Source organism: Claveliimonas sp. (genome assembly GCF_037273965.1).
Taxonomy (GTDB): domain Bacteria; phylum Bacillota; class Clostridia; order Lachnospirales; family Lachnospiraceae; genus Claveliimonas; species Claveliimonas bilis.
Map to the genome: position 1 here is coordinate 1 of NZ_JAYAZJ010000115.1, position 15206 is coordinate 15206.

At 44.6% G+C, this 15206-nt stretch carries 14 protein-coding genes; 1 reads left to right on the forward strand and 13 read right to left on the reverse strand.

The window, feature by feature from the left end:
• Positions 1-37 precede the first annotated feature (37 nt).
• The 9 genes from WJ238_RS10190 to plsX form a co-directional block, all read right to left on the reverse strand.
• The gene (locus WJ238_RS10190; protein WP_230105980.1) at positions 38-1237 is read right to left on the reverse strand and encodes an NADP-dependent isocitrate dehydrogenase; all 1200 of its coding nucleotides are present in this window, start codon (positions 1235-1237) and stop codon (positions 38-40) included.
• Positions 1238-1305: 68 nt separating this feature from the next.
• On the reverse strand, positions 1306-1959 hold the full coding sequence (locus tag WJ238_RS10195) for a GntR family transcriptional regulator (protein WP_230105979.1): 654 nt from the start codon (positions 1957-1959) through the stop codon (positions 1306-1308).
• Positions 1960-1961: 2 nt separating this feature from the next.
• Positions 1962-3365: a hydroxymethylglutaryl-CoA lyase-like TIM-barrel protein gene (locus WJ238_RS10200; RefSeq protein ID WP_230105978.1), complete on the reverse strand. Its 1404-nt coding sequence runs from the start codon at positions 3363-3365 to the stop codon at positions 1962-1964.
• Positions 3366-3534: 169 nt separating this feature from the next.
• Positions 3535-4755 carry a threonine ammonia-lyase gene (gene ilvA, locus WJ238_RS10205; RefSeq protein ID WP_230105977.1) on the reverse strand — a complete coding sequence of 407 codons (1221 nt, stop codon included), beginning with the start codon at positions 4753-4755 and terminating at the stop codon, positions 3535-3537.
• Between the two features lie 19 nt (positions 4756-4774).
• Complete coding sequence (ftsY, locus tag WJ238_RS10210) at positions 4775-5713, reverse strand: signal recognition particle-docking protein FtsY (protein WP_230105976.1); 939 nt, start codon at positions 5711-5713, stop codon at positions 4775-4777.
• A gap of 20 nt (positions 5714-5733) precedes the next feature.
• Positions 5734-9318, reverse strand: coding sequence for a chromosome segregation protein SMC (smc, locus tag WJ238_RS10215; protein ID WP_337606881.1), 3585 nt, complete (start codon positions 9316-9318; stop codon positions 5734-5736).
• A 7-nt stretch (positions 9319-9325) separates the two neighbouring features.
• Positions 9326-10030 carry a ribonuclease III gene (gene rnc, locus WJ238_RS10220; RefSeq protein ID WP_337606882.1) on the reverse strand — a complete coding sequence of 235 codons (705 nt, stop codon included), beginning with the start codon at positions 10028-10030 and terminating at the stop codon, positions 9326-9328.
• 52 nt (positions 10031-10082) lie between these two features.
• Entirely contained in the window at positions 10083-10313 is a 231-nt protein-coding gene (gene acpP, locus WJ238_RS10225; protein ID WP_230105973.1) for an acyl carrier protein, read from the reverse strand.
• Between the two features lie 30 nt (positions 10314-10343).
• Positions 10344-11366 carry a phosphate acyltransferase PlsX gene (plsX, locus tag WJ238_RS10230; RefSeq protein ID WP_316264753.1) on the reverse strand — a complete coding sequence of 341 codons (1023 nt, stop codon included), beginning with the start codon at positions 11364-11366 and terminating at the stop codon, positions 10344-10346.
• 183 nt (positions 11367-11549) lie between these two features.
• On the opposite strand from plsX, the gene WJ238_RS10235 reads away from it, so the two are divergent.
• Entirely contained in the window at positions 11550-12065 is a 516-nt protein-coding gene (locus tag WJ238_RS10235) for an FKBP-type peptidyl-prolyl cis-trans isomerase (protein WP_337606883.1), read from the forward strand.
• 20 nt (positions 12066-12085) lie between these two features.
• On the opposite strand, the gene pfkB is transcribed toward WJ238_RS10235, so the two are convergent.
• From pfkB to WJ238_RS10255, 4 genes are all read right to left on the reverse strand, one after another.
• Positions 12086-13000 carry a 1-phosphofructokinase gene (gene pfkB / locus WJ238_RS10240; RefSeq protein ID WP_256193563.1) on the reverse strand — a complete coding sequence of 305 codons (915 nt, stop codon included), beginning with the start codon at positions 12998-13000 and terminating at the stop codon, positions 12086-12088.
• A gap of 215 nt (positions 13001-13215) precedes the next feature.
• On the reverse strand, positions 13216-13395 hold the full coding sequence (gene rpmF, locus WJ238_RS10245; RefSeq protein ID WP_005332600.1) for a 50S ribosomal protein L32: 180 nt from the start codon (positions 13393-13395) through the stop codon (positions 13216-13218).
• 3 nt (positions 13396-13398) lie between these two features.
• On the reverse strand, positions 13399-13926 hold the full coding sequence (locus tag WJ238_RS10250) for a YceD family protein (protein ID WP_230105969.1): 528 nt from the start codon (positions 13924-13926) through the stop codon (positions 13399-13401).
• A gap of 44 nt (positions 13927-13970) precedes the next feature.
• Entirely contained in the window at positions 13971-15176 is a 1206-nt protein-coding gene (locus tag WJ238_RS10255; RefSeq protein WP_230105968.1) for an acetate kinase, read from the reverse strand.
• Positions 15177-15206 lie beyond the last annotated feature (30 nt).

Consider the following 15206-nt stretch of genomic DNA (forward strand, 5'->3'; position numbering starts at 1 on the left):
TTAACAAAGTTTAACTTTGTTACGTCCCAGATTGCTTTTATGCCAGCTTCTCGGCAATTGCTTTAATGAAGTTTTCGCTGTTGAGTACAGTCGGATTTTCTATTGTTGTAATGAGTGCCAGGTCTTTTGTCATTTTGCCTTCCTCGATCGTATCGATAGTGGCTTTTTCCAATTTATCTGCAAAATCCTGAAGTTCTTTATTTCCGTCCAGTTCACCTCTCTTGCGAAGCGCTCCTGTCCATGCAAAGATAGTTGCCACAGAATTTGTAGAAGTTTCCTCGCCTTTCAGGTGCTTATAGTAATGACGCTGTACTGTTCCATGTGCTGCCTCGTACTCATAATAGCCTTCCGGGGATACGAGAACAGAGGTCATCATAGCAAGGGAACCAAATGCAGAAGATACCATATCGCTCATGACATCACCGTCATAGTTTTTGCAGGCCCAGATATAGCCGCCTTCTGATTTCATTACACGTGCCACAGCATCATCGATCAGAGTGTAGAAATATTCAATGCCTTCTTCCTTGAATTTTGATTCAAATTCTTTCTCATAAATTTCCTGAAAAATATCTTTAAATGTATGGTCATATTTTTTGGAAATTGTATCTTTTGTCGCAAACCAGAGATCCTGATGAGTGTCCAGCGCATAACTAAAACAGCTCCTTGCAAAACTTGCGATAGAATCATCGATATTGTGCATTCCCTGTACAATACCTGCACCGGTAAAGTTATGTACAAGCTCTCTTGTCTCGCTTCCATCTTCTGCTGTATACACAAGCTCTACTTTTCCGGCTCCCGGAATCTTCATCTCTGCCCCTTTATAGACGTCACCATAAGCATGTCTTGCGATGGTGATCGGTTTCTTCCAATTTTTCACACAGGGTTCAATCCCCTTTACAACAATAGGTGCTCTGAATACAGTGCCGTCCAGGATTGCACGAATGGTTCCGTTAGGACTTTTCCACATTTCCTTCAGATCATATTCCTTCATACGCGCTGCATTAGGTGTGATTGTCGCACACTTTACGGCAACTTTATATTTTTTTGTCGCGTTGGCAGAATCCACAGTCACCTGATCATTTGTTTCATTGCGGTGCTCAAGACCCAGATCATAATACTCGGTGTTCAGTTCAATAAATGGTTCCAAAAGATTCTCCTTGATCATTTTCCAGAGAATCCTTGTCATCTCATCTCCATCCATCTCTACAATAGGGGTGGTCATTTTGATTTTTTCCATTTTTTGTATTCTCCTTTTCTTCTTTCTGGTTTACATTTGCTTTCCCATCTCCACTGCTCTTCTGTCAGCTATTCTTCAATATGAAGATTTTCCATCGCTTTCATTACATGAGCATTGGCAAGTCTTTCTGCCTGATCTTCGTCTTTCCCTTTGATGGCTTCCAGAATGGCCCTGTGCTCCTCGATAGATTTTTCTGCACGTTCCCTGGATTCCACGGAATGTGTACGGGCCATTTGTACATATTTGTGAAAATCAGATAATACATGTTCCAGTATACGACTATTGGAAGCCTCATACAAGACCTTGTGAAATTTTCCGTCCAGTTCAGATACCTGCACTGCCTTCTCTTCATTTTTCCGTTTCAAATGAAATTCTGACAGAAGGATAACTTCTTCCAGCTCTCCAATCTGTTCCGGCGTAATATATCTTGTCGCCCACCTGGCACACATCCCTTCCAGCATGGAACGGATCTTATAAATATCATGCACATCTTTTTTGGAAATCCCTGTCACATAAGCACCTTTATTTGGAACAATCGTTACAAGTCCTTCCAGTTCCAGCTGGCGGAGCGCCTCCCGGACCGGAGTTCTGCTGACCCCCAGCTCTTCGCCTATGGTAGTCTCGCGCAGCTCATCGTGTTCCTTGTAAACTCCTGATAAAATGTCATTTCTAAGCCTTCGGAACACTCTCCCCCTAAGAGACTGATCCTGATATTCCTCCATCTTTATTCCTCCTGTGCAGTCAGAGTAGTTCCTGTCTTCCGGCATGCATCATCAATTACCTTCAAAAGTTCTTCGTCTGTCAATACAGTAACACGGCCGCTTTCATATTCCTGATCCACCCATGTTTTTACCATAGCCACAACTTCTGAATTTTTATCTACCTGCTTTGCCTCCGGCAAGTGGAAATATGTATTGATCCAGTGGGCGATTCCTGCCAGTCCGGATGTATTGGATACTGCCACAAGAGGCGGACGGTTCAGGAATTTATCTGTATCAAACACATTATAGATCTCTTCATTTTTCAGAAGTCCGTCTGCATGGATCCCGGCTCGGGTTACATTAAAATTTTTCCCTACAAAAGGTGTTCGGGAAGGAATATGGTAACCGATTTCCTTCTCATAATATTCAGCAAGCTCAGTGATCACTGTCGTGTCCATACCATCCAGTGTTCCTCTAAGCTGGGCATATTCAAATACCATTGCCTCCAGAGGCGTATTGCCGGTTCTCTCCCCGATTCCAAAGAGAGAACAGTTGACTGCACTTGCTCCGTACAGCCACGCTGTAGAAGAATTGCTGACTGCCTTATAAAAGTCATTGTGCCCGTGAAATTCAATCAGTTCACTGGGTACCCCTGCATGAACTCTAAGTCCATAGATAATGCCCGGGATTGATCTTGGGATCACAGCCCCCGGGTAATTCACTCCATATCCCATGGTATCACAGACTCTGATCTTGACCGGAATCTGATACTCTTCCATCAGATTCATAAGTTCCAGACAAAACGGGATCACAAATCCATAAATGTCTGATCTGGTAATGTCCTCCAAATGGCACCTGGGACTGACTCCTGTCTCCAGACATTCTCTTATGACAGAAAGATAGTGCTCCATCGCCTGCTTTCTTGTCATTTTCAGCTTGTAAAAAATGTGATAATCCGAACAGCTTACAAGGATTCCCGTTTCTTTCATGCCGATTTCCTTTACCAGCTCAAAATCTTTCTTACTGGCCCGGATCCAGCTTGTGATCTCCGGAAATTTGTATCCTTTTTCCATACACTGATACACGGCATCTCTGTCCTTCTTACTGTACAAAAAAAACTCACACTGCCGGATCTTTCCGTTTGGGCCTCCCAGTCTGTGAAAATAATCGTAAATATCTACAATCTGTTTTGTACTGTAAGGCGCCCGGGACTGCTGTCCGTCCCGGAAGGTTGTATCTGTGATCCAGATCTCTTCCGGCATACTGTGGGGCACAATCCTGTCATTAAATGCAATTTTCGGTATCTCATCATAATGGAACAGATTTCTGAACACATTGGGTTTCTCCACATCTACAAGGGGATACATGTGCTCTTCCAGCTGTAGCAAATTCGTATGTCTGTCCAAATAAACCTTCCTGTCTTCCATTTTTCATCTCTCCTCCAGAATATTCTTGTATAATTGTATACAATCATACATTTAAAGTCAAGCAAAAACACTCTGAAGTAACAAAATCTTCCTGATTTCTTGTCACTTCAGAGTGTTCTCTTATATGCTGCGGCCTGGATGCAGGCTCCTGCACCCAGGCTTTTGCCGCTTAATATAATTTTGCTCCAATCTCCTTCGGACTGTATCCTACATCTTCCAGAGCTTTGATAATCTCACGCTTATGTTCTGTACCAAAAGCCTCTAATGTGATACGAAGTTCTACTGCGGCATTACGGTTTGTGCTGACAAACTGATTATGCTCCAATTTAATAACATTTCCCTGGGCATTTGCAACGGCTGTCGCCACATTCACCAGTTCTCCCGGCTTATCCGGAAGCAGAACAGAGATCGAGAAAATTCTGTCTCTCTGGATAAGTCCATGCTGGACGATAGAGGACATAGTAATCACATCCATGTTACCGCCGCTCAAAACAGACACCGCCTTTTTGTTCTTAAGATCCATTTTCTTTAAGGCTGCAACTGTGAGCAGGCCGGAATTTTCCACGATCATCTTATGATTTTCCACCATATCGAGAAATGCGCCGATCAGCTCATCGTCCTCTACTGTAATGATGTCATCTACATTTTCCTGTATATATGGAAATACTTTTTCTCCCACACGCTTAACAGCCGTGCCATCTGCAATAGTATTAGCGCTTGGCAGCGTTACCGGCTCACCTGCTTCCAGCGCCGCCTTCAGGCTTGCTGCAGCTGCAGGCTCAACGCCGATCACTTTGATCTTGGGATTCAGCATTTTTGCAAGAGTAGATACACCAGTGATGAGTCCGCCCCCGCCTACAGGTACCAGAATATAATCTACTGTAGGAAGTTCCTGGATGATCTCCATAGCAATCGTCCCCTGTCCTGTTGCTACTTCAAGATCATCGAACGGATGAACGAATGTCAGTCCTTCTTCCTCTGCCAACTTCAGTGCATATGCGCAGGCATCATCATAGACATCCCCATGGAGTACCACCTCTGCGCCATAACTCTTGGTCCGGTTTACCTTGATAAGCGGCGTTACTGTCGGCATTACAATGGTTGCCCTGCAGCCGAATTTCTGTGCTGCAAAAGCAACACCCTGTGCGTGATTTCCGGCAGAAGCTGTAATCAGGCCCCTCTCTCTTTCCTCTTCCGACATTGTACTGATCTTATAATAAGCACCTCTCACTTTATAAGCCCCGGTATACTGCATATTTTCCGGCTTCAGGTAAATCCTGCCGCCTGTCTGCCGGCTTAAATACTCGCTGTACACCAGCTCTGTAGGAAGAGTTACCTTTTTTACCAGTTCGCTTGCCTGCTCAAAATTTTCCAGTGTCAGTTTTTCCATTTTTCTCTCCTGCCTTTCTTTATTCATTGTCATTTGGTGATGCAAAAAGCGCGTCTACAAAAGTATCAGCGTCAAATTTCTGAAGATCCTCAATCGTTTCTCCCACTCCGATATATTTTACAGGGATACCAAGCTCCGCCTGAATAGCCACTGCAATGCCGCCTTTGGCAGTGCCGTCCATTTTTGTGAGAATAATTCCGGTAATATCAGCTACTTCTTTGAACTCTCTGGCCTGCTGAAGTGCATTCTGTCCGGTCGTGGCGTCCAGAACCACCAAAGTCTCACGAAATGCTTCCGGATATTCCCGATCTACAATGCGGTTCATCTTGCGCAGCTCTTCCATCAGATTTTTCTTGTTATGAAGCCGTCCTGCCGTATCGCAAAGAAGCACATCCGCATGTCTTGCCTTCGCTGCCTGAACAGCGTCATAGACAACTGCCGCCGGATCAGATCCTTCCTGACCTCCGATCAGCTCTGCCTGGGCACGGTTTGCCCATTCTTTCAGCTGTTCTCCAGCCGCTGCACGAAAAGTATCGGCGGCAGCCAGCACAACTTTCTTATTCTGTGCCCGGAGCTTTCCTGCCAGTTTTCCTATGGTAGTGGTCTTTCCCACTCCATTAACTCCTACCACCATAACTACGGAAGTCTTTTCCTCAAACTCATAGGCAGTCTCTCCTACATCCATCTGTTCCTTAATACTGTCAATTAAAATCTGACGGCATTCCTGCGGTTCTTTAATGTGGCGCTCTTTAACCTTGGCTCGCAGATCATCCAGAATTTCTTCTGTGGCCTGTACGCCCAGATCACCCATAATCAGAACTTCCTCTAATTCTTCATAGAAATCCTCATCAATATGGGAAAAGCCATGAAATATACTGTCCATCCCGGATACGATATTTTCTCTTGTCTTGGCAAGCCCGGATACCAGCCGTTTAAAAAATCCCTTTTCCTCTGCCATTTCTTTCCTCCTTTTCCCCTTTATCCCGCCTTATGCTGTTTCTCCATCTCTGCCAGCTCATTTTCAAGAAGACTGACTGAAACCATAGTAGAGACGCCCTTTTCCTGCATGGTGATTCCATACAGACGGTCCGCTGCTGTCATTGTTCCACGGCGGTGGGTAATCACAATAAACTGTGTATTCTTTGTCAGCTTATGAAGATATTTTGCAAATCGGGTCACGTTAGAATCATCCAGCGCTGCTTCAATTTCATCCAACAGGCAGAAGGGTGACGGTTTCAGATTCTGTATTGCAAACAGAAGCGAAATTGCCGTCAGAGCCTTTTCCCCTCCCGATAACTGCATCATATTTTGCAGCTTCTTGCCCGGCGGTTGTGCAATGATCTTAATTCCCGCCTCCAGAATATCTTCATCTTCCATCAATTCCAGCGTACCTTTCCCTCCGCCAAACAGCTCTTTAAATACTTTATCAAACTCTGCGGCAATCCTGCCGAACTGTTCGGTAAACTGTCTGCGCATTGCCTCATCCAGCTCTGCAATGATCTTTTCTAAGGTTGCTTCTGCTGTCGTCAGATCATCGTGCTGGCCTTTGAGAAATTCGTACCGCTCTGATACATTTTTGTAATCCTCGATCGCGTTGACATTGACAGAACCAAGTGCACGGATCTCACTTTTCAGCGTCTGTATCCTCTTTTTCATAAAGGCAAGATCTGTCAGATTCTTATCTCTAAGTTCCAGTGCATGATTGTATGTGATTTCATATTCTTCCCACATATAATTGATCTGTCTCTCTGAAGACTGTTCATAATCTTCCTTTCGGCTTTCCAGACGGAAAATTTCTTTATCCAGGTCTGACATATGTCTGGAAAGTTCTTCCCTTTTGCCAAGAAAGGTCTTATGCTGTCTGTTCAGCTCATCCCTTTGGAGGACATCCGCTTGAATCTGTTCTTCAATTTCTTCAAAAAGTTCTTTGGAATCTTCTATTGTTTTACGGATATCTGCAATCTGCTCTTCCTTTTCCCGAATTTCTCTGGACGTATCTTCCTTACTCTCGCCAAGTCCGCTTTTCTCTTCTTCGAACTTTGCAATTTCCTCCTGAATACGTTCAATATTTTCCAGTATAAATGTATTTTTCTGTTCCAGAGAGGCATATGCCAGATGTACTTCCTCCGAGATTTTCTGGCACCTTGTCTCTTCTTCCTTTACTGCTTCAAGCTGTTCCTGTGCTTCTTCCGTTTTTCTTGTAAGCTCCTCTTCCAGACTGGTAGACGTATCCAGTTCTACCGTAATAGACTCCTGATTATTGCTGATATCTGTAATCTGCTGATCCAGTTCGTCTGTTTCCCGCCGGACGCTCTCCGAAGTCTCTCTAAGTATCCGGATTCGGTTTTCTGCCTGATCCAGATTCATCTTTTCTGTATTTTGAATCACATAAGCCTTCTGAAGCTTCTGCTGGATTTCATCTACAGCTGCATAACAGACTGCTCTTTCTTTTCGCAGTGCCTCGCAGTACTGTTCCATTTCCTCCATTTCCTTTTTCAGCTGCCGCACGGTTTTTTCAAACTCTTCAATCTCCCGGCGCCGGCTCAAAAGATTGCTGGAATTACGGAACGCCCCACCTGTCATGGAACCTCCCGGACTTAAAAGCTCCCCTTCTGTCGTAACAAGCCTAAGACTCTGATGATATTTTCTTGCAATGGCAATTCCATGATCAATGGTATCCACCACGATGGTCCTTCCAAGCAGATGATCTGCAATTCCCCGGTACTTTTCTTCTACCTGTACAAGGCTGCTGGCAAGTCCGATCACTCCCGGTTCTTTCAATGCCTCAGACCGTGAAAATCTCTGTCCTGAACTGACGCTGGTCAGAGGGAGGAATGTTGCCCGTCCAAACCGGTTTTTCTTTAAAAAGGCAATCATTTTCTTGGCAGTTTCCTCACTGTCAGTGACAATATTCTGAATACTGCCTCCAAGTGCAGTCTCAACCGCCACTTCATATGCCTTTTCTACTTTAATAATATCCGCTACCACCCCAAGAAGTCCCTGTTCCTGTTCCTTATGCTCCATAACCTTGCGGATGCTGTTTCCATACCCATCATACCGCTCGGTAATATTTTTCAGAGATTCCAGGCGTGACTCCTCACGGTGATAGGCGGTCTGCCCGATCCGGAGTTTCTCTGTCTGCCCGGCAAGCTCTTTTTGCAGTATTTCAATCCGCTGCTCATGTCCCCTGCTCTCTTCCTCAAGAGTCCTGATATGGTCGGAGATTTCTTTTAACTTCTCTTCATGCTCCTTCTTATTCTGTATCTGGAGCGCCGCTTCGCTTTCTGATGAGATGAGCCGCTTGTGCATCTGGGATTTCTGCACCTGGATCTGTTCCATCATCGTATCATAGCGCTGTATTTTCGCCCGGGTTGAAGCGCGGTTATTCAGAATCTCTATAATATCGTTTTTATTCTTTTCAATTTCATCGGTAAGAGCGGCAATCCTGCTCTGTACATGTATCAGTGCTTGCCCTGCCTCTTCCTCTGATTTTCTTTTTTCCTTCAGCTCTCCGGAAATTGCGTCCTTTTCCCGCTGAAACTCTTCCAGCTGGCGGGTTCTTTCCCCTATTTCAATCTGAATAGCATGAAAACGCTGGCCGTAATGTTCATCTGACATTTTTGCACTGTTGATCTGTTCTTTCAGAAGCTCGATCTGGTTTTCCAGCTGCTGTTTCAGAAGATTTGTTTCATTCAGCTGGCCTTTTGATTTTTCAATCGCCGCATCAATCTCATCTACCTGCTTTTCAATGGCCTCGTATTCCTCTTTCATATCATCGTACGAAGTTCCGGCCACCTTAAGCTCTTCTTTTGCAGTGTCTAAATTTTGCTGGATCTGCTGAATCTGCTCTTTCAGTCGTTCTGTCTCCAGCAGAAACATGTTGATATCAAATGTTTTCAGCTCTTCCTTTTTATTCAGATATTCCCTGGCTGTTTCCGACTGACGCTTCAAAGGTCCGATCTGCTTTTCCAATTCCGCAAGAATATCATTCACCCGGAGAAGGTTTGCCCTTTCATCCTCCAGCTTTTTGACCGACATATTTTTCCGCCTTTTAAATTTGACAATCCCGGCCGCTTCATCAAAAAGTTCTCTTCGCTCCTCCGGTTTTCCGCTTAAGATCTTGTCAATCTGTCCCTGTCCGATAATGGAATAGCCTTCTTTTCCAATCCCGGTATCATAAAAAAGCTCATTGATATCTTTCAGCCGGCATGTCGATCCGTTCAGAAGATATTCGCTTTCTCCGGAACGATACAGTTTTCTTGTAACCGTCACTTCCTCAAAATCAACAGCAAGCTGATGATCTGAATTATCTAAAGTGATGGCAACTGAAGCATAGCTTAGCGGTTTACGGTTCTCTGTCCCGGAAAAGATCACATCCTGCATGTTTCCGCCACGCAGCTGCTTTACGCGCTGCTCGCCAAGCACCCAGCGCACTGCGTCAGCCACATTGCTCTTTCCGCTGCCGTTTGGCCCTACAATACCTGTAATCCCATTATGAAAATCGAATACAATCTTATTGGCAAAGGACTTAAATCCCTGCACTTCAATGCTCTTTAAATACATGTAACACCTACTTTATATTCTTCTTATGCAGCATAAGGATCGTCTGGTAGGCCGCCTCCTGTTCCGCCGCCTTCTTGGCCCTTCCTTTTCCCTGGCCGAATGCCTGCTCTCCTATATACACCATGACCCGGAATGATTTATCATGATCCGGACCTTCTTCTCCCAGCAATCGGTATTTCACAGGATCCTGAAAATTAGCCTGCACGATTTCCTGCAGGATAGTCTTGCTATCATAAAAGAGTTTTTTATGCTCCAGATCATTTAAAACAACCCGATGGATAAACTCTTTTGCATTAGCAAAACCACCATCCATATAAATTGCGCCTATAAGAGCCTCCAGAGCATCCGATGTAATCGAATCTCTCTTCCTTCCTCCGGTGGCGTCCTCTCCTTTGCCCAGCAAAAGATAATCTCCCAGACCGATCTGACGTGCGCAGAACGCCAGAGCCTGTTCACAGACCATGCTGGCTCTTGTTTTAGTCAGCTCGCCTTCCGGCATCTTCTTATCCTCATGAAACAAAAATTCACTTGATACAAGTTCCAGGACCGCATCACCCAGAAATTCCAGCCTCTCGTTACACTCATATTTCTGAAGATGATTTTCATTGGCATAGGAGCTATGTATCATTGCCTGCCGAAGGATCTGCGGATCTTGAAAATGGTATTTAATTTTTTCCTGCAATTCTTTCAATTCTTTTACTTTATGATTCATATTTTTCCTCATAAAAGGAAAAAGCCCAAACCTGGGCTTTCCCTTTTTCCGCCTAGTTAGTTGCGTTTTTAATCTGCTCTACTGCATCCCCTACAGTTACGATCTTCTCTGCATCATCGTTGTCGATCTCGATATCAAATGCTTCTTCAATTCCCATAATAATCTGGAAAATATCCAGGGAATCCGCTCCCAGATCATCTACAAAGGTAGACTCCATTGTAATTTCATCTTTGTTTACGTTCAGAACATCTGAAACGATTTCCTGTAATTTTTCAAATTCCATAGCTTTCATCTCCTTTTTGTTGCTTAATATCTATTCATCGGACCCCTGATCCGCCTGAATACACTCCTGAATCTTTTCGTTGATTCGCTGTTCCTTGAAGGTAAGGCATTGAATGATCGAATTGGAAACCTCTTTTGCCGTAGAACTTCCATGTGTCTTCACCACAAGACCTTTCAGCCCAAGCAGTGGCGCCCCGCCATATTCGCTTGTATCAAATCCTTTCAACGTCTCTTTCAGAGCCGGTTTTACAAGCAGCGCACCGATCTTGCTTCTCAGACTTGTCATCATCCCCTCTTTTACCTTGCTGATAAGCACTGCGCCTACTCCTTCAAAAAGCTTCAGAATAATATTCCCTGCAAATGCTTCACATACAATGACATCTGCCTGTCCATGAGGAATTTCCCTTGCCTCAATACTTCCGGTAAAGTTAATCCCATCTGCCTCTTTCAGAAGCGGAAATGTTTCTTTGACAAGTGCATTTCCCTTCTCTTCCTCAGCTCCAATGTTCACAATTGCCACTTTGGGATTTCTTACTCCCATAACGTGTTCCATATAAATAGAACCCATCTTGGCAAACTGTACCAGATGTGAGGGTCTTGCATCTACATTGGCTCCACAGTCAATCAGAAGAGACACCCCTTTCTCTGTAGGGATCAACGGCGCCAGCGGAGGTCTTTCCACTCCTTTGATCCTGCCGACAATGGTCTGTCCTCCTACAAGCACAGCACCGGAGCTTCCTGCAGAAACAAAGGCATCTGCCTCTCCGTTTTTTACCATCTTCATTCCCACTACGATTGAGGAATCTTTCTTTTTGCGGATCGCGTTCACCGGCGGCTCCGCAGTCTCTATCACTTCTGAAGCATGGACAATTTCTATCTGCTGAGAACTGTAAGTATATTTTTCCAGCTCTTTCTTTATGACATCTTCCTGTCCTACCAGAAATACTTTGATAGATTTTTCTCTTCCAACTGCATCAACTGCACCTTTTACCATTTCTTCCGGGGCATTATCCCCTCCCATGGCATCCAGTGCTATTTTTGTCAATTCTGCCATTTTTATCTCCTCCAACGCTACTAGAATCATTCTACTAGACATTGTAATAAAAATCAATATTGTTTTTCTTCTCTTCCGTCAAAGCACCTCGCCTTTGTCCTCTGACAATTTTCCGGGATTTCACATTTGCGCCACACTTTTTCTGTATAATATCAGCAGAAAAAACAAAGGAGTACTACAGACATGAAAAAAGAAAACCGGAAAATGGCTCAGGAACGAAGAGCCCGCGAACGTGCAAGAAAAGCCCGCAGGGCACGTGTAAAAAATATTCTCAAAATCGCTGTCTCCATACTGGCCATTGTGATTTTGGCCGCTGTCATCATATGGGATGCGCTCCGGTCAGAAAATGATGATTCTTCTTCAGATACCCAGCAGTCAGAAAACCAGCAGACCGAAGAGCAGTCTGAAACTTACCAGACGGATACTTCTTTGACTGTTGAAGATGGGGACACTGTCAATATTGACTACGTCGGCACTGTGGACGGCATTGAATTTGAAGGGGGAAGCACAGACGGAAACGGAACAGATCTGGTGATCGGTTCCGGCGACTATATTGACGATTTTGAAAATCAGCTGATCGGCTCCCATCCCGGGGATACGGTAGAAGTACAGGTAACCTTCCCGGATGATTACGGCAATGAGGAGCTAAATGGAAAAGACGCCGTTTTTACTGTTACAGTAAACGGAATCTATGAATAACGCTCTCTCGGCGCCGGCCATCAGGCCGGCGTCATTTCTTTTGCAGGAAGGGCGTAAATTTCTTCTTTTTTTGCCAGCCAGCTTGTAAAAGCGGTCGCGCTTCCAGCAGCAACGCCCAGTTCAAGCGCTTTTTCATAATCTCCTGTCTGCAGATACCCTGCCAGAAATCCGGCAACCATGGAATCTCCGGCGCCAACAGAGTTTACCACTCTTCCCTTCGGGGCGTTCCTCTGATAAATCTCTCCTGATCCTGCCGCCAGAACTGCCCCCTCTGCATCCATAGAAACCAGTACATTGACCGCTCCCATTTCCTGGAGCAATCTGGCATGTCTAATAATTTCTTCCTGTGTTTTCAGTTCTTTTCCAAACATTTCTTCCAGTTCGTGATGATTTGGCTTTATAAGAAATGGCTTATATTTCAGAACATCCATCAAAAGCTCTTTTTCTGCATCCACAATACAATGGACACCCTTTTTGTACAGTCTTTCTATGATCCTCTCATACACATCACGGGGCACTGATCCTGGGATGCTGCCGGCAAGGACCAGCCAGTCTCCCCTCTGAAGAATATCCAGTTTTTGGTAGAGCTTTTCCATATCCTGACCTGTGATCGTCGGACCCTGTCCGTTAATCTCTGTCTCTTCCCCGGCATTCAGCTTTACATTGATTCTTGTCTGTCCCTCTTTCACCTCTATGAAGTCCGGAGGACAGCCGTGATACTTCAGCATATCCTGCAGGCTTCTCCCGGTAAATCCCGCTGAAAATCCCAGGATCCGGCTCTCGTATCCCAAGTGGGAAAGCATAACCGAAACATTGATTCCTTTTCCTCCCGGATAAATATGCTCGCTGGCTGCCCGGTTCACCGTCCCCGGGATAAATTTGTCCAATCCGACCACATAATCCAGGGAAGGATTAAATGTCACCGTATAAATCATCTCTCTTACCTCCTTTAAGGAACGAAGTTTTCTGTTATAAGAAAGAGTTCCGCTTGCGGAACTCCCGCGCCGAGCGCGGTCGCTTTAGCGGCAAATTTCCATTTGCGCGAGTGCGCATCCCGCGGAGCGTTTTATTTAACAGGAAACTTCGTTTCCTGTTAAATGAAAAAGGAGATCCTGAAACAACAGAATCTCCTTACTTCCAATTTCTCCAATTAATCCTGAGCAATGATCTCCTTCTTATTGTAAGATCCGCATGCTTTGCACACTCTATGAGGCATCATCAGTTCGCCGCATTTGCTGCATTTTACCAGATTTGGTGCGCTCATTTTCCAGTTTGCTCTTCTTTTATCTCTTCTAGCTTTGGATGATTTATTCTTTGGACAGATGGACATACTTTACACCTCCTTAAACTTGCTGAATATATCGCTAAAGGCTGCCATTCGCGGGTCTAATACCTGTCTGTCACAGCCACATTCACCATGATTCAGATTAGCACCACAATTGCTGCAGATTCCTTTACAGTCCTCTTGGCACAGCACTCGAATCGGCCAGTTGATCAGAAGCTCGTTTTGTATCAGCGTGTCTGTATTGATGCACATTTCTTCCAGGAAATTGTATTCCTCATCTGATCCCTTCCGCTCTTCTTCCGTAAGCTTCATATCCGCTTCCCGCTCAAAATTGAGTTCGAACACATAGGGGACATCTTCCAGACATCTGTCACATGGAATGATAGTTCTCACTTTTGCACTTCCTGTAATCCGGATTACTTTCTTTCCCAGATTCGTGATTTCCAATTGTATCGGCTCCAATTCCTGAAGCTTATACGGATTCCCGAATATTCGGATATCTTCCAGTTCAAGATGCGCTTCCCGGCGAATGGTCTTCCCATCCTGTTCCAGGAGTTTCGTTAATTCTATCAGCATGACGTTCTCCTAACCACACTTTTTAAAGTATATCTTTTCTGTTCTTATTTGTCAAGGCTTTTCTGTACGAGTTCTACTGTTTCTTCACAGATCGCAATTTCCTCATTTGTAGGAATGACACAAGCCATAATCTTGGATTCCGGTTTGGTAATGATCATTTCCTTGCCGCGGCAGTTATTTGCCTCATCATCAAATACCAGTCCCATATATCCGAAAGCTTCACAGATTGTCTTACGCAGCGGAATTGCGTTTTCTCCCAGACCTGCTGTAAATGTGATCACATCTACTCCGCCCATAGCTGCAATATAGGAGCCGATATATTTGATAATACGGTAAGCATATGCTTCCAGACAGTTGATGGCATCCTGATTTCCTTCTTCTGCAGCTGCAGCCACGTCACGATAATCGCTGGAGATTCCTGTCATTCCAAGCATACCGGATTTCTTATTTAAAATGTTCAGTACTTCGGATACGGAAAGGTTTTCCTTGTTGCAAAGGTACTCAACAAAAGCAGGATCAATATCTCCGGAACGTGTTCCCATGATCACACCTTCCAAAGGTGTCAGTCCCATGGATGTATCCACACATTTGCCGTCTTTTACTGCGGACAAAGATGCTCCGTTGCCCATGTGGCATACGATGATCTTAAGATCCTTGATATCTTTTCCAAGAAAATCTGCTGTTCTCTTGGAAACATATTTGTGAGAAGTTCCATGGAAGCCGTATTTACGGATCGCATATTTCTCATAATATTCTTTCGGGATTCCATACATATAAGCTTTCGGCGGCATTGTCTGATGGAATGCGGTGTCAAATACAGCCACATTAGGAACGCCCGGCATCAGCTTCATACATGCATTGATTCCCATAAGGTTTGCAGGATTGTGAAGAGGTCCAAGATCCGCGCACTCTTCAATAACCTTGATCACTTCCTCGTCGATAATAACAGAATTTGTGATCTTCATTCCTCCGTGAAGTACACGGTGACCGATGGCATCAATTTCACTTAATGATTTTACAACGCCGGATTTTTCATTTACAAGAGCGTCCAGCACCATCTGGATCGCTGTTGTATGATCCGGCATTGCTGCCTCTGTTACTTCCTTTTCTCCTCCCTTTGGCTCATACACAAGGCGTCCGTCAATTCCGATACGTTCGCAGATTCCTTTTGCCATAACATCTCTGTTATCATAGTTAATCAGCTGAAATTTCAGAGAAGAACTTCCACAGTTTACTACTAATACATTCATTTCTTTTTCCTCCGGAATTATTATTTTTAT